Below are 25,646 nucleotides of genomic sequence, written 5' to 3' on the forward strand. Positions count from 1 at the left end.
GGGCTCAAGTCCTGGCGCGCTTGCGCTTAGAAGTGGAAGCTGGTGGTCAGCAACGCCGTACGACCGGCCGCCTGGTTGGCGAAGTGCGAGGCGTAAGCCTTGTCGTAATAAGTTTTGTCGGTCAGGTTCTGCACGTTCAATTGCAGGTCGACGTTTTTAGTCAACTTGTAGCTGGCCATGGCGTCGTAGCGGGTGTAGGACGGCACGTACACGGTGTTGCCTGCATCGCCGTAAACCTCGTCGACATAGAAGGCGCCGCCGCCGACGGTCAGCTTGGGCGTGATGTCGTAGGTGGTCCACAGACTGAACGAGTTCTTCGGCGTGTTGGGCATCTGGTTGCCGGTGTTGGAACCGGCGCTCACCACGCCGTTACGCCCGTTGAGGCCGGACTTGACCAGTTCGCTGTCCAGGTAGGTGTACCCGGCGAACACTTGCCAGTGCTCGGTCAGCTTGCCGCTGGCGGACAACTCGACGCCGTCGACCCGTGATTCGCCGGCGTTCTCGTAGGTGAGGGCATCGACCAGGACGCGGGTGTTTTTCTTCTCGGTACGGAACACGGCGGCGGTCAGGGAGAGGCGGTCGTGGAACAGGTCCCACTTGGTGCCCAGCTCGTAGTTGACCGTCTCTTCCGGCTGCAGGTCGCTGATGGCGGCACCGGCTGACAGCGGGTTGCCATCGGCGCCTTCACCCACCAGGCCACCGGCCGGCGTGGCCGACGTCGCGTAGGAAGCGTAGATACTGCCATTGTCCAGCGGCTTCCATACCAGGCCCGCCTGCCAGTTGAAGAACTGGCTGTCATCCTTGATTTTGCTGCGCCCGGTGGTGGCGTTGGTGTTGGCTTCGGTATCGAACGTATCGTAGCGCAGGCCCACGTTCAGCAGCCATTTCGGATCCAGCTCGATGGTGTCGAACACGTAGGCCGCGCGGCTGGTGGCCTTGGTGTTGGTGCCGTTGTAGTTGCGCGCGACGCTGCCGTTCCAGGCATCGTCCGGGTTCGGGTTGCTCAGCGAGGTGCACTGGCCACCCAGGCTGCCCTTGGCCACGGTGCACACCGGGTTGGCGTTGGGGCTGACGGTGTAGCCGCTGACACGGGTTTCTTCACCGGTGAATTCCAGGCCGGTGGAGTAGGTGTTCTTGAAGCCCAGCGCCTGGAAGCTGCCGAACAGGTCGGTCTGGTTGGTGGTCGTGGTGGTGGTGGACACGCGGCTGTTGGCCCGGCGCCAGACAGTGCCGAACTTGTTGACGTTGAGCTTGCTGTCATCCGGCTGGGTGAGCACATAGTCCTGGCCGGTGCTGCCGTGGCGCAGGGTGTTCTTCAGCGTCATGTTGTCGTTCAGGTCATGCTCGATGGAGAACGTGCTGATGTCGGCGCGGGTCTTGCGGAAGTCACGGCTCTTCAAACCATAGAAGTTGTTGCTGTCGCCGCCGTCGTTGGGCTTGTCATGCACGTGGGCGGTGGCGGTCGACGAACCGTAGCCATACGGCATTCCCGAATCCGGCAGGTCGTCGCTTTCCATGTGGTAGTAGCTGAGGTTGACGCGGGTCGGTGTGCCCAGGCCAAAGGTCAGCGAAGGCGCCACACCCCAGCGGTCGTAATTGATCGCATCGCGGCCGGCCACGTTTTGTTCGTGGCTCATCAGGTTCAGGCGAAATGCCGCGCTGTCGTCGAGGAACTGGCGGTTCACGTCGAGCACGTAGCGGCGGGTCTGGTCGGAACCGTAGGTGAAGCCGCCGTTAGTGAAGTCCCGCGCTTGTGGGGTTTTGCTCACAAGGTTGAGGCTGCCCCCGGCTGAGCCGCGACCGCCGAAGGACGAGTTCGGGCCCTTGCTGACTTCGATGGATTCAATGTCGAAGATCTCCCGGCTCTGGCCGCCGGTATCGCGCACGCCGTCCAGGTAGGTGTCGCCTTGGGCGTCGAAACCACGGATGAACGGACGGTCGCCCTGGGGGTTGCCGCCTTCACCGGCGCCAAAAGTAATCCCCGGTACGGTGCGCAGGGCATCCTGCAGCGAGGTGGCGGCAGTGTCTTTGAGCACTTGCTGCGGGACCACGGTGACCGAGCGCGGTGTGTCTACCAGCGGTGCGGTGTATTTCTGTGAAGCGGCTTTTTCTACCTGATAGGAAGGGGTGACCTGCTCCTGACCGGTAATGTTGGTGGCGCCGAGGGAGATAGGGTTGCGCTCGCCTTGTTGTTCGGTGTTCTCAGCCGCCTGCGCCAAGTGGGCGGCAGAGCTGGCGCTGAGGGCTACGCCGATGGCCGAAGCCAGCATGCGTGGTGAACTGGCGGTGGTTGTTGGTGTGATGCGCGACATGACGTGTCCTTTCCCCAAGGATGTGAGGTCGCGGAATATAGGGCTAACAAGACTTTCTATCAATTGCGATACATTGCTATTCGCATCGAATTTACATTCTTTACACTTTTTGCTTACGGTTTTTACTGACTCGTTCGTCTCGACGTTTTACACAGAGGATAAGAATCAATACCATTGGCACCCCTCTGATCGCAGGTATTGCCCCATGTTGCTGCATATTCCCGGCTTGTTCTCGCGCGAGGAAGTGCAGCGCATTCGCCAAGCCCTGGAGGAGGCCGAATGGGCCGACGGCAAAGTCACCGCCGGCCATCAATCCGCCAAGGCCAAGCACAACCTGCAATTGCCCGAAGGCCACCCGTTGGCCAAGGAAATCGGCGCGGCGATGCTGGAGCGCTTATGGAGCAACCCGCTGTTTATGTCGGCGGCGTTACCGCACAAGGTGTTTCCGCCGTTGCTCAACTGTTACACCGCCGGTGGCAGTTTCGACTTCCATATCGACAACGCCGTGCGCCAACCCAAAGGCAGTCACGAACGCGTGCGCACTGACCTGTCGTCCACGCTGTTCTTCAGCGACCCCGACGACTACGACGGCGGCGAGCTGGAAATCCAGGACACCTTCGGCCTGCAGCGCGTCAAGCTTCCCGCCGGCGATATGGTGCTGTACCCCGGCTCCAGCCTGCACAAGGTCAACGCGGTGACACGCGGCGCGCGCTACGCCTCGTTTTTCTGGACCCAGAGCCTGGTGCGCGAAGACAGCCAGCGCACCCTGCTGTTCGAAATGGACGGCGCCATCCAGCAACTGAGCCGCGACGTGCCCGATCACCCGGCGCTGATCCAGCTCACCGGCACCTATCACAACCTGCTGCGTCGTTGGGTCGAGGTCTGAGATGGGCTTTTTATTGCGTCGCCAGGAAGTGCTCAACGTCGAGCAGCTGCAATCGATGCTTGATGATTCCCCGGTGCGCGCGGCCCAGGCGATCCTGATCGCGGCCAGGGAAGGCGTGGTCGATGCCCAGGCCTTGCTCGGGCAGATCCTGCTGGAAGGACGCGGCATCGCACGCGATGAAACACTGGCGTTGCGCTGGTTCCGGATTGCCGCCCAGGGCGGGCATTTGATGGCGCGCAATATGATTGGGCGGTGTCTGGAGCATGGTTGGGGTTGCACGGTGGATGAGGCGGCGGCTGCGCGTGAATACCGGTTGGCAGCAGAGGCCGGGCTGGATTGGGGGCAGTACAACTATGCCAACCTATTGGCGACCGGTCGTGGCGTTGTGCAAGATCAGGCCCAAGCGCTGATGCTTTATCGCCAGGCGGCAGAGCAGGGCCATGCCAAGTCGATGAACCTGGTGGGGCGTTATCTGGAAGACGGGCAGTATTGCCCGAGGGATTTTGAAGCGGCCGTTGAGTGGTACCGGCGTTCAGCCGAAGCCGGGGATTTTCGTGGGCAGTTCAGTTATGCGGCGGTGTTGGCGGATAGTGGCCGAATCGAAGCGGCACTGGAGTGGTTGTACAAGGCGCTGGCAGGCGGGAATCTCAAGTTCTTACGGATAGCACACCAGACGCTGGCAGCGGCCAACCATCCACAGATTCGCGCGATGGCTGAAGCCTTTCGACAACGCGCTGCCAATCTCTCTTAGCTCACCCTCATCCCAAGTCAGAACTTGCAAAGGGCACTCTGCATAGTATTTTCAGATCGGCAGGCCTGAAATGATGGCCCCGATTGATGAGTTGAATGAGTTCCGAGACGCTCATTCAGAGGAGGAACAATGAAATTTCCCGTGGTAGTCCATAAAGATGCTGATTCGGATTACAGCGTGACGGTTCCGGATATTCCGGGATGTTTCTCGGCCGGAGGATCTTTTTCCGAAGCGCTGGACAATGTGCGTGAGGCAATCGCGCTGCATCTGGAAGGATTGGTTGCCGATCAGGAAGCGCTCCCCCAGGCGCTGGAGGTCGATGCACATTTGGATAATCCGGATTTTGTCGGCGGTGTATGGGCGATAGTCGACTTTGATCTCACGCCTTATCTGGGCAAGTCAGTCCGTTTCAACGCTTCCTTGCCGGAACAGTTGCTGTTGCGCATTGACGAGCGGGTGCTGAAGGATCATCGGTATGCGTCGCGGTCAGGTTTTCTGGCGACGGCAGCGCTGCGTGAGCTATCTGCCTGACGCAATGCGCGACATTCCACCTGACAGCCATAAAAAAACCCATGACACGTCATGGGTTTTTTATACGCAGCGTGCTTACACGTAAAACGACTTCAACGGCGGAAACCCATTGAACTCAACTGCGCTGTAGCTGGTGGTATAGGCACCGGTCGACAGCCAGTACATGCGGTCACCAATGGCCAGGTTCAGCGGCAGGCCGTACTTGTAGTTTTCGTACATGATGTCGGCGCTGTCGCAGGTGGGGCCGGCGATGACCACTTCTTCCATCTCGCCTTTTTTCTCGGTCCAGATCGGGAACTTGATGGCTTCGTCCATGGTTTCGATCAGGCCGGAGAATTTGCCCACGTCCGTGTACACCCAACGCTCGACGGCGGTGCGCGATTTACGCGCCACCAGCACCACTTCACTGACCAGGATGCCGGCGTTGGCGATCAACGAGCGGCCGGGTTCGAGGATGATTTCCGGCAGCTCATCACCAAAGTCTTCCTTGAGGAAACGGATGATTTCCTCGGCGTAGGTTTCCAGGCTGTTGGTGCGGGTGATGTAGTTGGCCGGGAAGCCGCCGCCCATGTTGATCAGCTTCAGATGAATGCCGTCTTCTTCCTTCAAGCGTTCGAAGATCACTTTGACCTTGGCGATCGCCGCATCCCATACGCTGATGTCGCGCTGCTGCGAGCCGACGTGGAACGAGATGCCGTAAGGCACCAAGCCCAGGTCGCGGGCTAGGATCAGCAGGTCCATGGCCATGTCGGTCTGGCAGCCGAACTTGCGCGACAACGGCCAGTCAGCCGTGGTGGAGCCTTCGGTGAGGATACGCACATAGACTTTCGAGCCCGGCGCGGCCTTGGCGATGTTGCGCAGGTCGGCTTCGGAGTCGGTGGAGAACAGGCGCACGCCTTTCTCATAGAAGTAGCGAATGTCCTTGGATTTCTTGATGGTGTTGCCGTAGCTGATACGGTCGGCGCTGACGCCGCGGTCCATGACCTTGTCCAGCTCGTAGATCGACGCGATATCGAAGCTCGAACCCTTGTCTTTCAACAGGTCGATGATCTCGACGGCCGGGTTGGCCTTGACCGCGTAGTACACCTTGGCGAATTCGAAACCGGCGCGCAGGTCATCGTAGGCCTGGCTGATCATCGCGGTGTCGATCACCACGAACGGGGTTTCTTGCTTGTCGGCGAACGCCTTCATTTTGTCAAACGTGGCGCGCGCGAAATAGTCTTCGACGTTGATCGACATGCTGGGAACTCCTAAGGGCAAACTGTAGTAATCAATGGGTGCAACTGAACGTCCTCCGTATCCCCACTTTGGTTCGCCTACTTCCCAAGGCATGTCGCCGAAAGCAAAAAGGCCATGGGATACGCTTCCCTTGGCCTTGCTGTCTCGTCGTCAGTACTTGAGCCGGATGGATCGTTTCCAGCATGGACGTTCGGCGCGAACTTTAGGGCGTGAGGGGCTTGAGATCAACTAAAAATGTCGCGTTTTTGCACGCGTTCGTCGCGCGACCCCGTGCAGCTACTATGTAACCGACCGGTGTGACGGATTGATGTTCCCCGGATGGGCGAATTGAGTGCATTTCCCTGACACCCTGCAGAGCCAATGTGGGAGGGGGCTTGCTCCCGATGGCGGTGTGTCAGTTACACATTTATCAACTGACCCACCCTCATCGGGAGCAAGCCCCCTCCCACATTTTTTACCGCGTTGTGTCAGGCCAGTGCGGTCTCTGCAGGCGAAACGATACTGGTCTTGCCCCCACGCGACTTACCGGAACTCAGGTACTCGGCAATCGACTCCTGCGTCACCTCACCCAAAAACACCCGCTCCGCATCCATCACCGGCAACCACGAACGGTTGAACTCGTACATCCGCGACAGCAGGATGCGCAAGTGCTCGTCATACGCGGCGGTGGCGTTGAATTCGCGCAGGTACTGGCCGCAGGTACCGGTCTGACGGTGCAAGTCGCGACGGCGTACATAGCCCAGCGCCTTATTCTCGGCGCAGGTGACCACCACATAGCGGCGGTCGTGCTCGTCCATCAGCTCCAGTGCATCGGCCACCGGCGTTTCCGGGCTCACCGACGGCGCGTTGTCCGCGGCATCTTCGGCCTTCACCAGCAGCAGGCGCTTGAGGGTACTGTCCTGGCCGACGAAATTGCTCACGAACTCGTCCGCCGGGTGCGCCAGCAGCGTATCGGGATGGTCGATCTGCAGCAGCTTGCCGGCGCGGAAGATCGCAATCTTATCCCCCAGCTTGATGGCCTCGTCGATGTCGTGGCTGACCATGATCACGGTCTTGTTCAGCGCACGCTGCATCTCGAAGAACTCATTCTGGATCATCTCGCGGTTGATCGGGTCGACCGCGCCGAACGGTTCATCCATCAGCAGCAACGGTGCATCCGCCGCCAGGGCGCGGATCACGCCGATGCGCTGTTGCTGCCCGCCCGACAATTCACGCGGATAGCGATGCAGGTACTGCTTGGGCTCCAGCTTGATCATGCTCATCAACTCGCGGGCGCGGTCGTGGCATTTCTGTTTGTCCCAGCCGAGCAGCTTGGGCACCACCACGATGTTTTCTTCGATGGTCATGTTCGGGAACAGGCCGATCTGCTGGATCACGTAGCCGATATTGCGCCGCAGGGTCACTTCATCGAGGTCGGTGGTGTCTTCGCCGTTGATCAGGATCTTGCCCGAGGTGGGCTTGATCAGGCGGTTGATCATTTTCAGCGTGGTGCTCTTGCCACAGCCCGACGGGCCGAGGAACACACAAATTTCGCCTTCGTTGACGGTCAGGCTGACATCGTTGACGGCGGTGACAGTCTTGCCGTTGCTTTGAAAAGTCTTGGACAGATTTTGAAGTTCGATCATTTGAGCAATCCTTTTGGAGTCAGCGAGCGTTGCAGCCATTGCAAGAGCAGGTCGGCGAAGATGGCCAGGAGACTGACCAGCACGGCGCCGACGATCAGCATCGACATGTCGCTGCGGCTGATGGAAGCCAGAATAAGTACACCCAGGCCGCCGGCACCGATGGTGGCGGCGATGGTCATCACGCCGATGTTCATCACCACGGCGGTGCGCACACCGGCGAGGATCACCGGCACGGCAATCGGCAGCTCGACCATGCGCAGGCGCTGGGCGAAGGTCATGCCGATGCCTTTGGCGGCCTCGCGAATGCCCGGTTCGACACCGGTGAGCGCCAGGTAGGTGTTACGCATAATTGGCAACAGGGAGTAGAGGAACACGGCGGTGATCGCCGGCATCGGCCCCAGGCCCTGGCCGAACTTGGAGTAGAACGGCAGCAGCAGGCCGAACAGCGCGATGGACGGTACGGTCAGCAGCACCGTGGCGCTGGCCTGCAGCGGGCCGGCCAGGGTCGGGAAGCGCGTCATCAGGATGCCCAGGGGCACGCCGATCAAGATCGCGAGGACAACCGCGACGCCGACCAGGGTGATGTGCTGCCAGGTCAGTTGCAGGACTTGGGCCCAATCAAGGTGGGAAAAGGCGTTGAGAAATTCCATGTCTTTTCCTCTTATTGATTGATCGGATGCTGGCGCAGGAAATCTGCGGCAACAGCGGACGGGCTTTCATGGTCGACGTCGACCCGCGCATTCAGCTGGCGCATGGTTGCGTCGTCGAACAGCGCGGCCAGTGGCTTGAGCTCGGCCGCCAGTTGCGGGTGCTGGTCGAGATATTCCTGGCGGATCACCGGGGCGGCGGTGTAGTCCGGGAAGTAGTGCTTGTCGTCTTCGAGCAGCTTCAGTTTGAAGGCATTCAGGCGACCGTCGGTGGTGTAGACCAGGCCGGCAAACACCTGGCCATTGCGCAGCGCGGTGTAGACCAGCCCGGCGTCCATCTGCCGGGTGTTTTTGCGCGTGAGGTTCATGTCGTACAGCTTGACCATGCCGGCCAGGCCGTCGGAGCGGTTGGCGAACTCGGTGTCCAGGGCGACCAGGCGGTGTTCCCGGGTGTCTGCGGCCATGGCGTGGGTGAGGTCACTGATGCTGTTGATTTCGGGATGTTCCTTGGCGACTTTCTCCGGCAACGCCAGGGCGTAGGTGTTGCTGAAGCGCGACGGCGAGAGCCAGACCAGGCCTTTTTTTGCGTCGAGTTCCTTCACGCGAGCGTAGGACTGAGCGCTGTCGAGTTTCTCGTCGATGTGGTTGTACGCCACCAGCGACACGCCGGTGTATTCCCAGATCAGGTCCAGTTGCCCGCTTTCCTGGGCGCTGCGCGCCAGGTTACTGCCCAGGCCACCGGTCACGCGGGCGTCGTAGCCCTTGATGCGCAGGTACTGGGAGGTGATTTCGGCGAGCAGGGTCTGTTCGGTGAACACCCGTGCGCCGATGCGGATTACCGGTTTTTCAGCGGCTTGCGCAAAACCTGCAAACAGCAGGACGCAGCTCAATATCAAGGTCAGTTTTTTCATGTGATTTCCTTTGCCAAGCCTTAAGACGGACGCAACCCGCGTTCCAGCCAGAGGCGGCTGGCCATGGTCACCAGGCCGTCGAGCAGCAATGCCAGCAGTGCGGTGCATGCGGCACCGAGCAGCAGTTGCGGCTGGTTGTTCAGGGCGATGCCGGGGAAGATCAGGCTGCCCAGGCTGTTGGCGCCGATCAGGAACGCCAGCGGTGCGGTGCCGACGTTGATCGCCAGGGCCACACGCACGCCACCGATGATGATCGGCACGGCGTTGGGCAACTCCACGCGAAACAGCACCTGGCGTGGCGTCATGCCGATACCGGTGGCGGCTTCTTTCAGCGAGTCTTGAACGTTTTTCAGGCCTTCGTACGTGTTGCGCACGATGGGCAGGAGGGAGGCGAGGAACAGCGCGAAAATGGCCGGGCCGCTGCCGATGCCGAGGACGCCGAGGGCGATGGCCAGTACGGCCAGGGGAGGGACGGTGTTGCCGATGTTGAAGATCTGCATGAAGCGTTCTGCACGCCCGACCATGTTCGGTCGACTGAGCAGGATGCCGGCGGGGAGGCCCACAATCAGGGCGGCCAGCATGGAAACTAAAACCAGAATCAGATGAGCTTGCAGGTAAAACAACAAATCGTCGCGGTACAGTTCGATCGTGTTGATGCCGATCCAGTGGACCAGCAGGGCCAGGAGCGCGACGACAACCGCACCTCCTATCAGCCCTTTGCCATAGCGAATAGCCACAGGCGGACTCCTTTTTTTCTTTTGTCGGCGAACACATTCTCCGGTGGCAATGCCATGGCTGGCTGCCTCTGAATGAGTTCGCGAAAAGCAGCTCGCCGATACTGGCAACGCAGTATGCGATCGAGCCATGAGCGCAGCCTCGTCAGGCTAACTTGCTGATTTTTCAGCCCCTGTTCCGAGTGCGATAGCAGGGGAGTGGACGTCTCTACCTTTTAAAAGGTTCCACACTTGGGAGCATTTAGCCACCCCCAATGGGCTCAACGGTGGTCTGTAACCCTGGGTTTGCGCTATACTCGCCGCCCTTTTTTGACTCACCTGCCAGGCGATTTCCCATGACCCACCAGGCCGCCGAAGTCGCGAAACGCCGCACTTTCGCTATTATTTCCCACCCCGATGCCGGTAAAACCACCATCACCGAAAAGCTCCTGCTGATGGGCAAGGCAATCGCGGTGGCCGGCACGGTGAAATCCCGCAAATCCGACCGCCATGCGACATCCGACTGGATGGAGATGGAGAAGCAACGGGGTATTTCCATTACCACGTCGGTCATGCAGTTCCCGTATCGCGACCACATGGTCAACCTGCTCGACACCCCGGGCCACGAAGACTTTTCCGAAGACACCTACCGCACCCTCACTGCGGTGGACTCGGCGCTGATGGTCCTCGACGGCGGTAAAGGCGTCGAGCCACGCACCATCGCGTTGATGGATGTGTGCCGTTTGCGCGACACGCCGATTGTCAGCTTCATCAACAAACTCGACCGCGATATTCGTGACCCCATCGAGCTGCTGGATGAAATCGAAGCCGTCCTGAAGATCAAGGCTGCGCCGATCACCTGGCCGATTGGTTGCTACCGCGACTTCAAGGGCGTGTACCACCTGGCCGACGACTACATCATTGTCTACACCGCCGGCCATGGTCATGAGCGCACCGATGTGAAAATCATCGAAAAGCTCGACTCCGACGAAGCCCGCGCCCACCTGGGCGACGAGTACGACCGCTTTGTCGACCAGCTCGAATTGGTGCAGGGCGCGTGCCATGAGTTCAACCAGCAGGAGTTCCTCGACGGCCAACTGACCCCGGTGTTCTTCGGTACCGCCTTGGGCAACTTCGGTGTCGACCACGTACTCGACGCCGTGGTGGATTGGGCACCGAAGCCCCTCGCCCGTGTCGCCAACGAGCGCACCGTGGAACCGGTGGAAGAAAAATTCACCGGCTTCGTGTTCAAGATCCAGGCGAACATGGACCCCAAACACCGCGACCGCATCGCCTTCATGCGTATCTGCTCCGGCCGCTACGAAAAAGGCATGAAGATGCGCCACGTGCGCACCGGCAAGGACGTGCGCATCGGCGACGCCCTGACGTTCTTCTCCTCCGAGCGTGAACAACTCGAAGAAGCCTACGCCGGCGACATCATCGGCTTGCACAACCACGGCACCATCCAGATTGGCGACACCTTCACTGAAGGCGAAGCACTGGGCTTTACCGGTATCCCGCACTTCGCCCCGGAACTGTTCCGCCGCGTACGCCTGCGCGATCCGCTGAAATCCAAGCAGCTGCGCCAAGGTTTGCAGCAACTCGCCGAAGAAGGCGCCACCCAGGTGTTCTTCCCCGAGCGCAGCAACGACATCATCCTCGGCGCCGTGGGTGTGCTGCAGTTCGACGTGGTCGCCAGCCGCCTGAAAGAGGAATACAAGGTCGAGTGCTCCTACGAGCCGATCACCGTGTACTCCGCGCGCTGGATCGATTGCAGCGATAAGAAGAAGTTGGAAGAGTTTTCCAACAAAGCGGTGGAAAACCTGGCGATCGACGGCGGTGGTCACCTGACTTACCTGGCGCCGACCCGGGTCAACCTGGCGCTGATGGAAGAGCGCTGGCCGGATGTGAAATTCCGGGCGACTCGCGAGCATCATTAAGGGCTGAGCGGTAAAGAACAGGGCGAAGCTGTGATGGCTTCGCCCTTTTTTATGCCTGCTGCAAAGCCAAAATATGGGAGGGGGCACACTGTAGGAGCGAGCTTGCTCGCGAAAAACGTCCAGGCAACGCGTTCATTCTGGATAAACGCGGGGGCCCTGAGTTCTTCGCGAGCAAGCTCGCTCCTACAGTATTGAGGGCTTGCCCCCTCCCGCATTTGGATCTTCATAACGCCATGAATTGGCGAGAACCCGGCTTCGGGTCTAGCGTTTACCCACCGACTGTAAAGGAGACTACCGTGCGAAATGCTCAACGTGTCATCCCTTTGGTGTTGCTGGCCATCCTGGGAGTGACGGCCCTTCCGGCGTTGGCCGACGCCGGGGCGCCCCAGTGGAAAGACACCGGCCCGGTCACCAAGAAAAAGCAGAACGAGGTCAACTCGGGCAGTTGGAAACCGCAGCCCCAGCCCACAGACGTCAGGGATCCGGAAAACCCCATCAATGAAGGGGAAGACAGTGTGACCTTCGACGACGGCGAAACCTGATGCCCCTGAGGGTGACCGCAATTCCTGATGAGGCATACAAAAGGGCGAAGCTGTCATGGCTTCGCCCTTTTTTGTATTTAGGAAATGACGGTTAGTTACGGGTGGTTTTGCCCCACTCGCAACAGTTTCAATGCCAGTTGGGTGCCCGCCTGGATGTATTCAACTTGTGCATACATCGCATCTTTTACATAGGCTTCCCCCAGGTCTGTAACTTCCTGCGATGCAGCATACTCTGCGCTCAGGTACAGCAAATGCATGGAGATATCCATCGAGTTCTGAAACGATTTAAGCGTGTTGTTTGGCCCTAATTCGTCAATGACCTTCTGCCAGCGAAGGTCGGCTTCGGCTTGGAGGGTCTTGTATTCGGCCATTGAAACCTCATCATCGGCATAGATGTCGTTAAGAAGGGTTTCCAAGGATTTGGAGATAGAGCATTTTTCGCGGATGACAGTGATGAGATAGCCCGTTTGTTAATGATGAGAGTCGGGCATTCTTAATCAGGCTTTATGGAATTAGAAGCGCATTATCTTTGTTTTTTAGTTGCTGTTACATATTTAAGAAGTTTTCTTTTTGGCTTGAAGTTAGAGCGTGGAAGTCGTGTGGGAAGTTTGTAATTGTTTGGGTGGAAACTACCGCGACGATTCGGACGAAGGCGACAGCCAGACATAGGCCGTGCGCAAAAAGAAGCCCCTCCCGCCCGGCTGATGCGCAACCTGGCGGGAAGGGCTGTAGAACTCAGACTTTGATCGTTCCCACGCGGAGCGTGGGAACGATCGTCAGGCCACGAATTGCTCCGCATAGTGGCAAGCCACCTGGCGGTTATCCAACGGCCGCAACAGCGGCTCCTCGGTGCTGCACCGCGCTGTCGCGTACGGGCAGCGCTTGTGAAAGGCGCAGCCGGAAGGCGGGTTCAGCGGGTTGGGTAGCTCGCCGACGATCTTGATCTTGGGCTTGTTCGGGTCCGGGTGGATGGTCGGCGTGGCCGACAGCAGCGCCTGGGTGTACGGGTGCAGGGGGCGGGCGTAGATGTCTTCCTTGGGCCCCACTTCCACCGGGCGGCCGAGGTACATCACCATCACGTCATCGGCAACGTGCTGCACCACCGCGAGGTTGTGGGAGATGAACACGTAGGCCGTGTTGAATTCCTGCTGCAGGTCCATGAACAGGTTGAGCACCTGGGCCTGGATCGACACGTCCAGTGCCGAGGTCGGTTCATCCGCCACCAGCACTTTTGGTTGCAGCATCATCGCCCGGGCCAGGGCGATCCGCTGGCGCTGGCCACCGGAGAACATGTGCGGGTAGCGCTGATAATGCTCAGGGCGCAGGCCCACTTGCTTCATCATCGCCTGCACTTTCTCGCGGCGTTCGGCGGCGGACAGGTTAGTGTTGATCAGCAGCGGCTCGCCGAGCTGATCACCGACTTTCTGCCGTGGGTTCAACGACGCGTACGGGCTCTGGAACACCATCTGTACGTCTTTGCGCAACTGCTTGCGCTGGGCCTTGTCGGCGCCGGCCACTTCCTGGCCGGCGATTTTAAGGGAGCCGGATGACGGCTCTTCGATCAGCGTGAGGGCGCGGGCCAGGGTGGACTTGCCGCAACCCGACTCGCCCACGACCGCGAGGGTCTTGCCGGCTTCCAGTTCGAAAGACACACCATTGAGGGCACGCACCGTAGCGTGGCCCTTGAACAGGCCACGGGACACTTCGTAGTGACGGGTCAGGTCGCGGGCGGTAAGAACGACGGCCATTACGCCACCTCCTGGTTCAAGGGGTAGAAGCAGCGCGCAAGGCTGTTGGTTTTCGGGTCAAGCGCAGGGCGCTCGGTACGGCAGTTCTCACGCACATACGGGCAGCGCGGCGACAGCAGGCAACCTTGCGGGCGGTCGTAACGGCCGGGCACGATACCCGGCAACGTGGCCAGGCGTGTGGCGCCGAGGCTGTGCTCCGGGATTGCCTTGAGCAGCGCTTCGCTGTACGGATGCGCCGGGATGTCGAACAGTTGCGGGACCTGGCCGACTTCAACGGCCTGGCCGGCATACATCACGCACACGCGCTGGGCGGTTTCAGCTACCACCGCGAGGTCGTGAGTGATCAGCACCAGGCCCATGTTCTGCTCTTTCTGCAGGGCCAGCAGCAGGTCCATGATCTGCGCTTGAATCGTGACGTCCAACGCGGTGGTCGGTTCGTCGGCGATCAGCAGTTTCGGCTCGCCGGCAATCGCCATGGCGATGGCCACGCGCTGGCTCATACCGCCGGACAGCTGGTGCGGGTAGGCATCCATACGGCTGGAAGCGCCAGGGATTTCCACTTTTTCCAACAGTTCGATGGCGCGCTTGCGCGCTTGCTTGCCAGACATTTTCAGGTGCAGGCGCAGCACTTCTTCAATCTGGAAGCCCACGGTGTAGCTGGGGTTCAGCGCAGTCATCGGGTCCTGGAACACCATCGCCAGGTCTTTGCCGACGATCTGGCGACGCTGACGGTTGCTCAGCTTGAGCATGTCTTTGCCGTCGAAGTTCAGGGCATCGGCGGTGACGATGCCGGGGTGCTCGATCAGGCCCATCAGCGCCATCATGGTCACGGATTTACCCGAGCCCGACTCGCCAACGATGGCCAGGACTTCGCCTTTGTCGACGGTAATGTCGAGGCCATCGACCACTGGCACGGCGGTCTCGTCGCCGAAGCGAACGTTGAGATTCTTGATTTCTAACAGTGACATGGGAATCTCCTCAGGCGGCGTTCTTGAGTTTCGGGTCCAGCGCGTCGCGCAGGCCGTCACCCATCAAGTTGATTGCCAGCACGCTGAGCAAAATGGTCAAGCCCGGCAAGCTCACGACCCACCAGGCGCGTTCGATATAGTCGCGGGCCGATGCCAGCATGGTGCCCCACTCCGGAGTTGGCGGTTGTACGCCAAGGCCGAGGAAGCCCAGGGCGGCGGCATCGAGGATCGCCGACGAGAAACTCAAGGTGGCCTGCACGATCAGCGGCGCCATGCAGTTGGGCAGCACGGTGATAAACATCAGGCGGGGCAGGCCGGCACCGGCCAGGCGCGCGGCGGTCACGTAGTCGCGGTTCAGTTCGCCCATCACTGCGGCGCGGGTCAGACGCACGTAGGACGGCAGCGACACAATGGCGATGGCGATCACGGTGTTGATCAGGCCAGGGCCGAGGATGGCGACAATCGCCACGGCCAGCAGCAGCGACGGCAGGGCCAGCATGATGTCCATCAAGCGCATGATGGTCGGGCCCAGCAGGCGCGGGAAGAACCCGGCGAACAGGCCGAGCAGGATGCCCGGGATCAGCGACATCACCACGGAGGACAAGCCGATCAACAGCGACAGGCGCGAACCCTGGATCAGGCGCGAGAGCAAATCCCGGCCCAGTTCATCGGTGCCCAGCAGGAACTGGATCTGCCCGCCTTCCAGCCATGATGGCGGGGTGAGCAGGAAGTCGCGGTATTGCTCGCTCGGGTTATGCGGTGCAACCCAAGGGGCGAAGATCGCGCAGAACACGATCAGCAACATGAACAGCAGGCCGGCAACTGCGCCTTTGTTCTTGGAGAAGGCTTGCCAGAATTCTTTGTACGGAGACGGGTACAGCAGGCTCTGATCGACTGCTGACACTGGAGTAGAGGTAGTCATGGTCATGATCTCAGCGCTGGTGACGGATGCGTGGGTTGGCGAAGCCGTAGAGGATGTCCACCACGAAGTTCACCAGGATCACCAGGCAGGCGATCAACAGAATGCCGTTTTGCACCACCGGGTAGTCCCGCGCGCCAATGGCTTCGATCAGCCATTTGCCGATGCCGGGCCACGAGAAGATGGTTTCGGTCAGTACCGCACCGGCCAGCAACGTGCCGACTTGCAGGCCGACCACGGTCAATACCGGGATCAGCGCATTGCGCAGGCCGTGCACGAACACCACGCGCGCCGGCGACAGGCCCTTGGCCTTGGCGGTACGGATGTAGTCTTCGCGCAGCACTTCGAGCATCGACGAGCGGGTCATCCGCGCAATCACCGCCAGCGGGATGGTGCCCAGCACGATGGCCGGCAGGATCAGGTGGTGCAGTGCGTCCCAGAACGCGTCCGGCTCGTCGGCCAGCAGGGTGTCGATGAGCATGAAGCCGGTGCGCGGCTCGATGTCGTAGAGCAGGTCGATACGCCCGGAAACCGGGGTCCAGCCCAGGCTCACCGAGAAGAACATGATCAGGATCAGGCCCCACCAGAAGATCGGCATCGAATATCCCGCCAGGGAGATGCCCATCACCCCATGGTCGAACAGGGATCCTCGTTTCAAGGCCGCGATCACCCCGGCCAACAGGCCCAGGATACCGGCGAACAACAGGGCGGCGATGGACAGTTCCAGGGTCGCCGGAAAGAGTGCGGTGAACTCGGTCCACACGCTGGTGCGGGTACGCAGCGATTCGCCAAGGTCGCCCTGGGCGAGCTTGCCGACGTAATCCAGATATTGCGCATACAGCGGCTTGTTAAGGCCAAGGCGCTCCATTGCCTGGGCATGCATTTCGGGGTCAACCCGCCGCTCGCCCATCATGACTTCTACGGGGTCGCCTGGAATCATGCGAATCAACGCAAAGGTCAGCAACGTGATGCCGAAGAACGTGGGGATCAATAACCCCAGTCGGCGGGCAATAAAACTAAACATCTTGGTGTGTACCTCAATCAGCCGGTTAGGCAGGTTCGGCGCCGTCAGGGTCGACGGCGCCGAGCGTTTTTCTTATTTACTTCACCTGGGTGGTGGCGAAGTTATTAGTCCCCAGAGGGCTTTGGGTGAAGCCTTCTACGTTCTTGCGCATGGCGGTGAACAGTTTCGGATAAGCCATGGGAAGCCATGGTTGGTCCTTGTCGAAAACGTCCTGGGCTTGTTCATAGAGTGCGGCGCGCTGGGCGGGTTCAGCGGTGGCGCGCGCTTTGTCGATCAAGTCCTGAAACTCTTTGTTACACCAGCGCGCGTAGTTTTCGCCGTTTTTCGCTGCATCGCAACTCAGGTTTGGCGTCAGGAAGTTGTCAGGGTCGCCGTTATCACCGACCCAGCCAGCCGAAACCATATCGTGCTCGCCGTTTTTAGCGCGCTTGAGCATCTCGCCCCATTCCATGACTTTGATATTCACCTTCAGGCCGATCTGCGCCAGATCCGCCTGCATGCGCTGGGCACCAAGCATCGGGTTGGGGTTGGTCGGGCCGCCGCCGTTACGGGTGAACAGGGTGAATTCGGTGCCTTCCGGCACGCCGGCTTCCTTGAGCAGGGCGCGGGCCTTGTCCAGATCGCGAGGCGGATTCTTCAGTTTGTCGCTGAAACCCAGCAAGGTCGGCGGATAAGGACCAGTCCCCACCACCGCATTGCCTTTGCCGAACAGCGCTTCGGTGTAGCCGGCCTTATCGAACGCGATGTTGATCGCGTGACGCACCCGCGCATCGCTCATGTATTTGTGGGTCGTGTTCAACGCGGTGTAACTGGTGGTCATCGCCGCCAGTTCATCGACTTTCAGGTTTGGGTCTTTCTTGATGCTTGGAATGTCATCCGGCTTGGGGAACAGCGCGATCTGGCATTCATTGGCCTTGAGCTTCTGCAGGCGCACGTTGTTATCGGTGCTGATCGCCAGGATCAGCGGGTCGACTGCCGGTTTGCCACGGAAGTAGTCGGGGTTGGCCTTGAAGCGCGCCTGGGCGTCTTTCTGATACCGGGTGAAGATGAACGGGCCAGTGCCGATGGGCTTGGCGTTGAGGTCTTCGGTCTTGCCGGACTTGAGCAACTGGTCGGCGTATTCCTTCGAATGGATTGAAGAGAATGCCATGCCCAGGTCGGCCAGGAAGGGTGCTTCAGGACGGGTCAGGGTAAAGACGACGGTGTGGTCATCGGTCTTCTCTACGCTCTTGAGCAGTTCCTTGAAGCCCATGCTTTCGAAATACGGGTAGCCCACGAGGGACTTTTTATGCCAAGGGTGATTCGGGTCCAGCTGACGCTGGAAACTCCAAAGCACGTCGTCGGCGTTCAGGTTGCGCGTGGGTTTGAAATAGTCGGTGGTGTGGAACTTGATGTCGTCACGCAGGTGAAAGGTGTAGGTCAGGCCATCGGCGCTGATCTCGGGCAGGTCTTTGGCCAGCGCGGGAACGACTTCGGTGGTGCCGGGCTTGAAGTCCACCAGGCGGTTGAACATGGTTTCCGCAGCGGCGTCAGCGGTCACGGCGGTGGTATACAGGACCGGGTCAAAACCTTCCGGGCTGGCTTCGGTGCAGACCACCAGCGGTTTGGCCGATACGCCGATCGCCACGCTCAGCAGCGCAGCGGCCATGGCAGCTTGTAACGGGAGCATTTTCATTCAGAGCCCTCTGCAATCGATGGAGCCAGAAACGCGTAGGCGGCGGGCTCGTCCTGAGCCCACCGCCTGCCTGGCGCTAATTAAAGAATGTTGAACGGAATGGTGGTGACCAGACGGAACTCTTTGATGCTGCCGTCGGACTGGAACTCGCTGCCACGGTGCTCAACATAGGTTGCGCGCACGGTAGTGGCTTTGAGTGGGCCGCTTTGCAGGGCATAAGAAGCGCCTACACCGTATTCCTGGTGCTTCTCGCCGTCCTGGGACTGGATGCCGTCGTAGGCGAACTTGGCCCGGCCGTTGTTGCCGGTGTAGTGGGTGCCGTCGATGCCCCAGCCGCGCGCCGAGTAGGCGTTGAACTTCAGGCCTGGCACGCCGTATTCGGCCATGTTGATGGCGTAGGCGATCTGGAAGGACTTCTCGTTCGGGCCGTTGAAGTCCGAGGTCAGGGAGTTGGCCAAGTAAATGCCGTTGGTTTCGTGCAGGTAGTCGAAGTACTCGTTACCGTTCACTTGCTGGTAGCCGAAGGTCAGGCTGTGTGCCTGGTGAGTCAGGCCCAGGGACAGGGAGAAGGTATCGTTGTCGATTTCCCCCATCTCTTTTTTGCCTTCATCGACAGTCTTGTAGTAGTTGAAGCCGGTGGTCAGGCCCAGTTGCTTGGCGTCGCCCAATTCGTGGGTAGCACCGAAGTAGTACTGGTTCCAGAAGTCCTTCACGTTGGCGGCGAAGAAGCTGGTCTTCAGGCTTTTCAGCGGCTGGTAGTTCACACCCAGGGTCGACACTTTGTCGGTTTCTGCGCCATTGCCGTATTCACTGCGGAATTTCGACAGGCTCTGTTCGGTACGCGGCGAAACGCGGTCGAAGATACCGCCCTGGAACGACAGGTTGCTGAACTCTTCGCTGTTGAAGCTCACACCCTGGAAGCTCGAAGGCAGCGCACGGTTGCCGATGGTGTCGACGATGCCGCTGCTGAAGTTCTGGCGACCGGCGGTCAAGGTGGTGTTGGACACGCGGAACTGCACGTTGGCCAGACCCAGTTTGCTCCACTGGTCGACGGCATCACCGTTGGAATCGGCCAGGGTGCGGTTGGAGCCGCCTTTGATGTCACGCTTGCTGCGGTCCAGGACCAGCGCGTTGTACACCGCCACTTCGGTCTTCACGCCTACAGTGCCCTGGGTGAAACCCGAGCTGGCGTTGAGGATGGTGCCCTGTACCCAGTTGGTACGGTTGCGGTCGGTACGGGTTTCGCCGTGCTTCTGGTAAGAGAAGGTGCCCCCACGGTATTTGCTTTCATGGGAGTACCAGTTACGCGTGGTACCGCCCAGGCTGAAATCTTCGATAAAGCCTTTGGCCTCGCTTTGCGCGCTGGTGCCGGCCAGGGTGGTAGGAACGAAGTCCTGGCTCTGCGTTTCAGCGTAGGCGGTGGCCGTGATACTGCTGATGGCCAAGGCCAGAAGCGCTTTGCTGCTCAGTTTCATGGGTGAAGCTCCTTTGGTTCTCTTTTTATGCCGGTCTTTTTAGGTGAACCGGCTATTGGGTGTGTAACTCGTTCAAGCTATTGCAAACGTTTGGCGTAGGAAAAATCCCAACAAAAGGCTGCACGTTTGCCGAAGGGCCGCTTGGCCCTTCGCCATCCGGTTATTTTTTCTTATGGGGTGATACTGACGCCCGAGAACACGTTGCGGCCGAAGGGGCTCACCTTGAAGCCTTCGACTTTGGCGCTTAACGGCTGGTTGACCGTCGAGTGGGCGATTGGCGTGATCGGCACCTGCTGCTTGAGCAGTTGCTGCGCCTGTTTGTACAGAACAGTCCTTTGTTCGCGGTCGGTCACGACCTTGGCTTGCTTGACCAGCTTGTCGTACGCCGGGTCACACCACATCGAGTAGTTGTTCCCGCCGATGGCGTCGCAGCTGTAGAGGGTACCCAGCCAGTTGTCCGGGTCACCGTTGTCACCGGTCCAGCCGATCAGGCTGACATCGTGCTCACCGTTCTTGGTGCGCTTGATGTATTCGCCCCATTCGTAGCTGACGATTTTCACTTTCAGGCCGATCTTGGCCCAATCGTTCTGCAACATTTCCGCCATCAGCTTGGCGTTGGGGTTGTACGGCCGTTGCACCGGCATCGCCCACAGGGTGATCTCAGTGCCTTCCTTCACGCCGGCGGCCTTGAGCAGTTCCTTGGCTTTTTCCGGGTTGTAGGCGGCGTCCTTGATGCTGTCGTCGTAGGACCACTGGGTCGGCGGCATGGCGTTGACCGCCAGTTGCCCGGCGCCCTGGTACACCGCGTTGAGGATGCTCTGCTTGTTCACCGCCATGTCCAGCGCCTGGCGCACTTCGAGCTGGTCGAAGGGTTTGTGGCGCACGTTGTAGGCGATGTAGCCAAGGTTGAAGCCGGGCTTGGTCAGCAGTTGCAGGTTCGGGTCGGCCTTGAGCGCGTCGACGTCAGCGGGACGCGGGTGCAGGGTGACCTGGCATTCGCCGGCCTTGAGCTTCTGCACGCGCACCGAGGCGTCGGTATTGATGGCGAAGATCAACTGGTCGAGCTTGACCTTGCTGGGGTCCCAATACTGTTTGTTGGCCACATAGCGAATCTGCGAGTCTTTCTGGTAACGCTGGAACACGAACGGGCCAGTGCCGATGGGCTTCTGGTTGATATCGCTGGGTTTGCCTTCCTTGAGCAATTGCTCGGCATACTCGGCCGAGAGGATTGCGGCGAAGCTCATGGCGATGTTTTGCACGAACGCGGCATCCACCGTATTCAGGGTGATCACCACGGTGTGCGGGTCGGTTTTTTCAACCTTGGCAATGTTCTTGTTCAGGCTCATGCCGTTGAAGTACGGAAACTCGGTAGGGTAGGCCTTGCGGAACGGGTGGTCAGGGTCAAGCATGCGGTTGAACGTGAACAGCACGTCGTCGGCATTGAAGTCGCGCGTCGGCTTGAACTCCTTGTTGCTGTGGAACTTCACGCCTTCGCGCAGATGAAAGGTGTAGGTCAGCCCGTCTTCGGAAATATCCCACTTGGTTGCCAGCCCAGGCACTACGTCAGTTGCACCTTTTTCGAACTCGACCAGGCGGTTGTATAACGGCTCAGCGGCATCGTTGTCGGTGGCGGTGGTGTATTGCGCCGTGTCAAAGCCCGCCGGGCTGCCCTCGGAGCAGAACACCAGGCTCTTCTTTTCGGCGGCCTGAGCCGTGGTGGCCACAGCCAGCAGGCTGGCGGCAAACATTGCGGATAGAACGGTGGTATGGCGCATGACGATTCCGATCCTTGTGTGTAGTTATCAACAGCGAGCAATCCCTCAGGCCTGTAGCCAAGGGGACATCACTGGTCCCACATGCGGTAAGTGCCTTTCCCAAATTGGTACCTCTGTAGTCCTACGACGTTATGGGTCGCGGACTTCACAGTAAATGCGCCAAATCGGATTGACCCTGTAGGCAACGGAGGCACGAAGCGCAGTTCATTGCTGTAAGGCGGCAACGCTTGCGGGTGTGGTCTGTTTCCTACGGGCCTGGCAGATGTAATAACGGCGACGTTATGAGCGTCGCCGCTATCGATCCTTACTTGCCGCTTACGCTGACGCCATAGAAGGAGTTCAAGCCAAACGGGCTGATCTTGAAGTCCTGCACGGTGTTGCGCATGGGTTGATACACCGTCGAGTGCGCGATAGGTGTGTAAGGCAGTTCACGTTTAAGCAGTTGTTGCGCCTGTTTGTACAGTTCGGTGCGCTTGGCAACGTCTGTGGTCGCCTTGGCCTGGCTGATCAGGGCGTCGTAGTCTTTGTTGACGAACTTGGAGAAGTTGTTGCCGTTCAATGCCGGGGATGAAAACAGCGTGCCCAGCCAGTTGTCCGGATCACCATTGTCGCCGCTCCAGCCAATGATCATGGCCTGGTTCTCACCACCTTTGGAACGCTTGATGTACTCGCCCCACTCGTAGCTGACGATGTTGACCTTCAGGCCGATCTGTTTCCAGTCGCTCTGCAGCATCTCGGCCATCAGCTTGGCGTTCGGGTTGTACGGACGCTGTACTGGCATGGCCCACAGGGTGATCTCGGTGCCTTCCTTGATGCCGGCTTCCTTGAGCAGTTCCCTGGCTTTTGCCGGGTCGTACTTGGCATCCTTGATAGTGGTGTCATACGACCACTGGGTTGGCGGCATGGCGTTGACGGCCAGTTGGCCAGCGCCCTGGTACACGGAGTCGATGATCTGCTGCTTGTTCACCGCCATGTCCAGCGCCTGGCGAACCCGCAGGTCAGCCAATGGGTTCGGCGTGGTCTGGCCTTTAAGCACAGGCATCACGTTGTAGGCGATGTAACCCAGGTTGAAACCGGCCTGGTGCGGCATTTTCATGTCCTTGTCCGCTTCCAGTGGCTTGATGTCCGCCGGGCGAGGATAGGCCGTGATCTGGCACTCGTTCTTCTTCAGTTTCTGGATGCGGACCGATGGGTCCGTGGAGATTGCGAAGATCAGGTTGTCGATCTTGACGTCTTCAGGCTTCCAGTATTCCTTGTTGCCGGTGAAGCGAATATTGGAGTCTTTCTGGTAGCTCTTGAACACGAACGGGCCAGTGCCGATTGGCTTCTGGTTGATGTCGCTGGCCTTGCCTTCCTTCAACAGCTGGGCGGCGTATTCGGCCGACTGGATCGAGGCGAAGCTCATCGCCAGGTTCTGGATGAAGGCGGCGTCCACGGTGCCAAGGGTGAACTTGACGGTGTGGTCATCGACTTTTTCGATGTTCTTGATGTTCTTGTCCATCTCCATGTCGGAGAAGTACGGGAACTCAGTGGGGTAGGCTTTGCGGAACGGGTCGTCCTTGTTGATCATGCGGTTGAACGTGAAGAGCACGTCATCGGCATTGAATTCACGCGTCGGCTTGAAATACGGGGTGGTGTGGAACTTGACGCCTTCCCGAAGGTGGAAGGTATACGTCAGGCCGTCCGGGGACACGTCCCAGCTGGTAGCAAGGCCAGGAATCACGGCGGTGCCGCCACGTTCGAACTGGCTCAGGCGGTTGAACATGGTTTCGGCCGAGGCATCGAAGTCTGTTCCGGTGGTGTACTGGCCTGGGTCAAAACCGGCCGGGCTCCCTTCGGAGCAGAACACCAGGTTAGTTGCCGCTTGGGCAAACGGGGCTGCGGCCATAAGGCCAGCGCTCACTAAGAACGGAAGGACTGCGTGTTTAAGCATGTTGGCCTCATGATTTGTTGTCATTTTTGGTGGTGAGGGCGACCTCGTGAGTCGGCCTGCGGATACTTATGCAGGCGCCATACCCATTGCAAGATGTTGAACGGTTGCAAGCGCCAAACAGTGGGACGGGCGTACAAGAATGTCGCATTTATGAAAGTTTCGACATAAATGCATCTATTTGGCGGGTTTTTTCGGTGCGCCGCGCGCACCGAAAAGGCCCAACCGACGTGTCTAGTGCACTCGGTTGGGGCGTTGTTGTTACTTATCTAGACTCACGCCATAGAAGGGTGTCAGCCCAAAGGGGCTGATCTTGAAATCGCGAACTTCCTTGCGCAGCGGCTGGAAAACTGTCGAGTTCGCAATAGGCGTTATAGGTACTTGTTCCTTAAGGATTTGTTGAGCCTGCTGATACCACTTGATGCGCTGCTCGCGGTCGTTGCTGACCTTGGCCTGCTGCACCAGCTTGTCATAGGCCGGGTTACACCATTTGGCGTAATTGCTGCCCTTGACCGCGGCACAACTGTAGAGCACGCCGAGCCAGTTATCCGGGTCGCCGTTATCGCCGGTCCAGCCGTAGATCATGGCGTCATGCTCGCCATTTTTGGCGCGCTTGATGTATTCGCCCCACTCATAGCTGACGATGTTGGCCTTGATGCCGACCTTGGCCCAATCCTGCTGGATCATTTGTGCCGACATGCGCGCGTTCGGGTTGGAAGCGCGTTGCACGGTCATTGCCCACAGGTTGATGGTGGTACCTGGTGCAACCCCTGCTTCTTTTAGTAGCGCCCGGGCCTTGGCCGGGTCGTAGGGGGCGTCCTTGATCGTCGGGTCATAAGACCACTGCGCGGGAGGGAGAGCGTTCTGCGCCAATTGCCCGGCGCTTTGGTAAACGGCCTTGATGATGGCCGGTTTGTCGATGGCCATATCCAGCGCCTGGCGCACCTTGAGTTGGTCCAGCGGCGGGTGGGTGACGTTGTACGCCAGGAAACCCAAATTGAAGCCGGCCTGCTGCTGCACGCGCAGGTTTGGGTCCTGCTTGATCACCTCGATGTCGGACGGGCGCGGGTAGCCGCTGACCTGACATTCACCCGCCTTGAGTTTCTGCACGCGCGCGGCGGCGTCAGGGGTGATGGCGAATACCAGGTTGTCGAGCTTCACGTCCTCGGGTTTCCAGTAGTGCTTATTGGCAGCGTAGCGGATCTGCGAGTCTTTCTGATAGCGCTTGAACACGAACGGGCCGGTGCCGACCGGTTTCTGATTGATGTCCTCGGCCTTGCCCTGTTTCAAGAGCTGGGCGGCATATTCGGCCGATTGCACCGAAGCGAAACTCATCGCCAGGTTCTGCACGAACGATGCATCAACGTTGTTCAGGTTGAAGCGCACGGTGTGTTCGTCGAGTTTGTCGAGACTCTTGATCGTGGTGTTCAAGCCCATGTCGGTGAAGTAGGGCGATTCTGAGGGGTAGGCCTTGCGAAACGGGCTCTCGGCATCCAGCAGGCGGTTGAAGGTAAACACCACGTCATCGGCGTTGAAGTCGCGGGTGGGGCTGAAGAAGTCGGTGGTGTGGAACTTGACGCCGTCCCGCAGGTGGAAGGTATAGGTGAGACCGTCTGCGGACACCTCCCAGCGGGTGGCGAGGCCGGGCTCGACTTCGGTACCGCCGCGCTTGAACTGGGTGAGGCGGTTGAACACGGTTTCGGCGGAGGCGTCGAACTCGGTGCCGCTGGTGTATTGGCTGGGGTCGAAGCCGGCGGGGCTGGCTTCGGAGCAGTAGACCAGGGTGGTGGCCGCCTGGGCCAGTGGCGTGAAGGCCAGAACGCCTACGGCGAGAAGTAGCGGTTTGAAGATGACTCTTTCCATGATGCCCCCTGAAGTGACAGACATAAAGCGCTGCCCGAATTCAAACGAAGATAACCGAGGTTGTCGTCAATGTGGGAGTGACGATAGATTAAATTGCCGTCTGCACGGTTCAGACAGCGCACTTGTATTAGTCAGGCGCTTAGGGTCAGCTTATGAAAAATTGCACGGAAAG

21 protein-coding genes are annotated in these 25,646 nt (G+C 59.4%); 5 read left to right on the plus strand and 16 right to left on the minus strand.

What is annotated here, in order from left to right; all coding sequences use genetic code 11:
- Positions 1–26 precede the first annotated feature (26 nt).
- A complete protein-coding gene (locus C4J93_RS04140; protein ID WP_124428669.1) occupies positions 27–2,312 on the minus strand; it encodes a TonB-dependent siderophore receptor in 2,286 nt (761 codons plus the stop codon).
- Positions 2,313–2,517: 205 nt separating this feature from the next.
- Here C4J93_RS04140 and C4J93_RS04145 point away from each other — a divergent pair, with 205 nt between their 5' ends.
- From C4J93_RS04145 to C4J93_RS04160, 3 genes are all read left to right on the plus strand, one after another.
- Positions 2,518–3,198, plus strand: coding sequence for a Fe2+-dependent dioxygenase (locus C4J93_RS04145; protein ID WP_124369632.1), 681 nt, complete (start codon positions 2,518–2,520; stop codon positions 3,196–3,198).
- A gap of 1 nt (position 3,199) precedes the next feature.
- Positions 3,200–3,949, plus strand: coding sequence for a tetratricopeptide repeat protein (locus C4J93_RS04150; RefSeq protein WP_124428670.1), 750 nt, complete (start codon positions 3,200–3,202; stop codon positions 3,947–3,949).
- Between the two features lie 129 nt (positions 3,950–4,078).
- On the plus strand, positions 4,079–4,480 hold the full coding sequence (locus C4J93_RS04160; RefSeq protein WP_124403066.1) for a type II toxin-antitoxin system HicB family antitoxin: 402 nt from the start codon (positions 4,079–4,081) through the stop codon (positions 4,478–4,480).
- Positions 4,481–4,555: 75 nt separating this feature from the next.
- Here the strand turns inward: C4J93_RS04160 and C4J93_RS04165 are convergent, their stop codons facing one another.
- The 5 genes from C4J93_RS04165 to C4J93_RS04185 all read right to left on the minus strand — a co-directional run bounded on the left by C4J93_RS04165 (position 4,556) and on the right by C4J93_RS04185 (position 9,639).
- A complete protein-coding gene (locus C4J93_RS04165) occupies positions 4,556–5,719 on the minus strand; it encodes a type III PLP-dependent enzyme (protein ID WP_124361263.1) in 1,164 nt (387 codons plus the stop codon).
- Between the two features lie 467 nt (positions 5,720–6,186).
- Complete coding sequence (locus tag C4J93_RS04170) at positions 6,187–7,344, minus strand: betaine/proline/choline family ABC transporter ATP-binding protein (RefSeq protein WP_003171711.1); 1,158 nt, start codon at positions 7,342–7,344, stop codon at positions 6,187–6,189.
- A complete protein-coding gene (locus tag C4J93_RS04175; protein ID WP_124361264.1) occupies positions 7,341–7,994 on the minus strand; it encodes an ABC transporter permease in 654 nt (217 codons plus the stop codon). The genes C4J93_RS04170 and C4J93_RS04175 overlap by 4 nt, the downstream gene beginning before the upstream one ends.
- Positions 7,995–8,005: 11 nt before the next feature.
- On the minus strand, positions 8,006–8,902 hold the full coding sequence (locus tag C4J93_RS04180; RefSeq protein ID WP_124428671.1) for a glycine betaine ABC transporter substrate-binding protein: 897 nt from the start codon (positions 8,900–8,902) through the stop codon (positions 8,006–8,008).
- A gap of 20 nt (positions 8,903–8,922) precedes the next feature.
- Positions 8,923–9,639, minus strand: a complete 717-nt coding sequence (locus C4J93_RS04185) for an ABC transporter permease (protein ID WP_124428672.1) — start codon at positions 9,637–9,639, stop codon at positions 8,923–8,925.
- A gap of 332 nt (positions 9,640–9,971) precedes the next feature.
- Here C4J93_RS04185 and C4J93_RS04190 point away from each other — a divergent pair, with 332 nt between their 5' ends.
- Positions 9,972–11,555, plus strand: coding sequence for a peptide chain release factor 3 (locus C4J93_RS04190; RefSeq protein ID WP_049710031.1), 1,584 nt, complete (start codon positions 9,972–9,974; stop codon positions 11,553–11,555).
- Between the two features lie 296 nt (positions 11,556–11,851).
- A complete protein-coding gene (locus C4J93_RS04195) occupies positions 11,852–12,097 on the plus strand; it encodes a hypothetical protein (protein WP_124369638.1) in 246 nt (81 codons plus the stop codon).
- Between the two features lie 95 nt (positions 12,098–12,192).
- Here the strand turns inward: C4J93_RS04195 and C4J93_RS04200 are convergent, their stop codons facing one another.
- The 10 genes from C4J93_RS04200 to C4J93_RS04245 form a co-directional block, all read right to left on the minus strand.
- Positions 12,193–12,468, minus strand: coding sequence for a hypothetical protein (locus C4J93_RS04200; protein ID WP_256660140.1), 276 nt, complete (start codon positions 12,466–12,468; stop codon positions 12,193–12,195).
- A gap of 405 nt (positions 12,469–12,873) precedes the next feature.
- Positions 12,874–13,845 (minus strand): peptide ABC transporter ATP-binding protein, encoded by a 972-nt coding sequence (locus tag C4J93_RS04205; protein ID WP_124361269.1) that lies wholly within the window; start codon positions 13,843–13,845, stop codon positions 12,874–12,876.
- Positions 13,845–14,813, minus strand: coding sequence for an ABC transporter ATP-binding protein (locus C4J93_RS04210; protein ID WP_124361270.1), 969 nt, complete (start codon positions 14,811–14,813; stop codon positions 13,845–13,847). Before C4J93_RS04210 ends, C4J93_RS04205 begins: the two co-directional genes overlap by 1 nt.
- A 10-nt stretch (positions 14,814–14,823) precedes the next feature.
- The gene (locus tag C4J93_RS04215) at positions 14,824–15,735 is read right to left on the minus strand and encodes an ABC transporter permease subunit (RefSeq protein ID WP_057724524.1); all 912 of its coding nucleotides are present in this window, start codon (positions 15,733–15,735) and stop codon (positions 14,824–14,826) included.
- Positions 15,736–15,745: 10 nt separating this feature from the next.
- The gene (locus C4J93_RS04220) at positions 15,746–16,756 is read right to left on the minus strand and encodes an ABC transporter permease subunit (RefSeq protein WP_124361271.1); all 1,011 of its coding nucleotides are present in this window, start codon (positions 16,754–16,756) and stop codon (positions 15,746–15,748) included.
- 76 nt (positions 16,757–16,832) lie between these two features.
- Positions 16,833–18,431, minus strand: a complete 1,599-nt coding sequence (locus C4J93_RS04225; protein ID WP_124403069.1) for an ABC transporter substrate-binding protein — start codon at positions 18,429–18,431, stop codon at positions 16,833–16,835.
- Positions 18,432–18,511: 80 nt separating this feature from the next.
- A complete protein-coding gene (locus C4J93_RS04230) occupies positions 18,512–19,906 on the minus strand; it encodes an OprD family outer membrane porin (RefSeq protein ID WP_124428674.1) in 1,395 nt (464 codons plus the stop codon).
- A 170-nt stretch (positions 19,907–20,076) separates the two neighbouring features.
- Positions 20,077–21,681: an ABC transporter substrate-binding protein gene (locus C4J93_RS04235; RefSeq protein ID WP_124369641.1), complete on the minus strand. Its 1,605-nt coding sequence runs from the start codon at positions 21,679–21,681 to the stop codon at positions 20,077–20,079.
- A 304-nt stretch (positions 21,682–21,985) separates the two neighbouring features.
- On the minus strand, positions 21,986–23,614 hold the full coding sequence (locus C4J93_RS04240; protein WP_124365814.1) for an ABC transporter substrate-binding protein: 1,629 nt from the start codon (positions 23,612–23,614) through the stop codon (positions 21,986–21,988).
- A gap of 258 nt (positions 23,615–23,872) precedes the next feature.
- Positions 23,873–25,474, minus strand: coding sequence for an ABC transporter substrate-binding protein (locus C4J93_RS04245; protein WP_124428675.1), 1,602 nt, complete (start codon positions 25,472–25,474; stop codon positions 23,873–23,875).
- Positions 25,475–25,646: the final 172 nt, after the last annotated feature.

The organism is Pseudomonas sp. R2-37-08W (genome assembly GCF_003851705.1).
In the GTDB taxonomy this organism is placed as follows: domain Bacteria; phylum Pseudomonadota; class Gammaproteobacteria; order Pseudomonadales; family Pseudomonadaceae; genus Aquipseudomonas.

Excerpts from the sequence above, each read along its gene's own strand:
- C4J93_RS04140 (WP_124428669.1), bottom strand. The coding sequence starts at position 2,312 with ATGTCGCGCATCACACCAACAACCACCGCCAGTTCACCACGCATGCTG.
- C4J93_RS04145 (WP_124369632.1), top strand. The coding sequence starts at position 2,518 with ATGTTGCTGCATATTCCCGGCTTGTTCTCGCGCGAGGAAGTGCAGCGC.
- C4J93_RS04150 (WP_124428670.1), top strand. The coding sequence starts at position 3,200 with ATGGGCTTTTTATTGCGTCGCCAGGAAGTGCTCAACGTCGAGCAGCTG.
- C4J93_RS04160 (WP_124403066.1), top strand. The coding sequence starts at position 4,079 with ATGAAATTTCCCGTGGTAGTCCATAAAGATGCTGATTCGGATTACAGC.
- C4J93_RS04165 (WP_124361263.1), bottom strand. The coding sequence starts at position 5,719 with ATGTCGATCAACGTCGAAGACTATTTCGCGCGCGCCACGTTTGACAAA.
- C4J93_RS04170 (WP_003171711.1), bottom strand. The coding sequence starts at position 7,344 with ATGATCGAACTTCAAAATCTGTCCAAGACTTTTCAAAGCAACGGCAAG.
- C4J93_RS04175 (WP_124361264.1), bottom strand. The coding sequence starts at position 7,994 with ATGGAATTTCTCAACGCCTTTTCCCACCTTGATTGGGCCCAAGTCCTG.
- C4J93_RS04180 (WP_124428671.1), bottom strand. The coding sequence starts at position 8,902 with ATGAAAAAACTGACCTTGATATTGAGCTGCGTCCTGCTGTTTGCAGGT.
- C4J93_RS04190 (WP_049710031.1), top strand. The coding sequence starts at position 9,972 with ATGACCCACCAGGCCGCCGAAGTCGCGAAACGCCGCACTTTCGCTATT.
- C4J93_RS04200 (WP_256660140.1), bottom strand. The coding sequence starts at position 12,468 with ATGGCCGAATACAAGACCCTCCAAGCCGAAGCCGACCTTCGCTGGCAG.
- C4J93_RS04205 (WP_124361269.1), bottom strand. The coding sequence starts at position 13,845 with ATGGCCGTCGTTCTTACCGCCCGCGACCTGACCCGTCACTACGAAGTG.
- C4J93_RS04210 (WP_124361270.1), bottom strand. The coding sequence starts at position 14,813 with ATGTCACTGTTAGAAATCAAGAATCTCAACGTTCGCTTCGGCGACGAG.
- C4J93_RS04215 (WP_057724524.1), bottom strand. The coding sequence starts at position 15,735 with ATGACTACCTCTACTCCAGTGTCAGCAGTCGATCAGAGCCTGCTGTAC.
- C4J93_RS04220 (WP_124361271.1), bottom strand. The coding sequence starts at position 16,756 with ATGTTTAGTTTTATTGCCCGCCGACTGGGGTTATTGATCCCCACGTTC.
- C4J93_RS04225 (WP_124403069.1), bottom strand. The coding sequence starts at position 18,431 with ATGAAAATGCTCCCGTTACAAGCTGCCATGGCCGCTGCGCTGCTGAGC.
- C4J93_RS04230 (WP_124428674.1), bottom strand. The coding sequence starts at position 19,906 with ATGAAACTGAGCAGCAAAGCGCTTCTGGCCTTGGCCATCAGCAGTATC.
- C4J93_RS04235 (WP_124369641.1), bottom strand. The coding sequence starts at position 21,681 with ATGCGCCATACCACCGTTCTATCCGCAATGTTTGCCGCCAGCCTGCTG.
- C4J93_RS04240 (WP_124365814.1), bottom strand. The coding sequence starts at position 23,614 with ATGCTTAAACACGCAGTCCTTCCGTTCTTAGTGAGCGCTGGCCTTATG.
- C4J93_RS04245 (WP_124428675.1), bottom strand. The coding sequence starts at position 25,474 with ATGGAAAGAGTCATCTTCAAACCGCTACTTCTCGCCGTAGGCGTTCTG.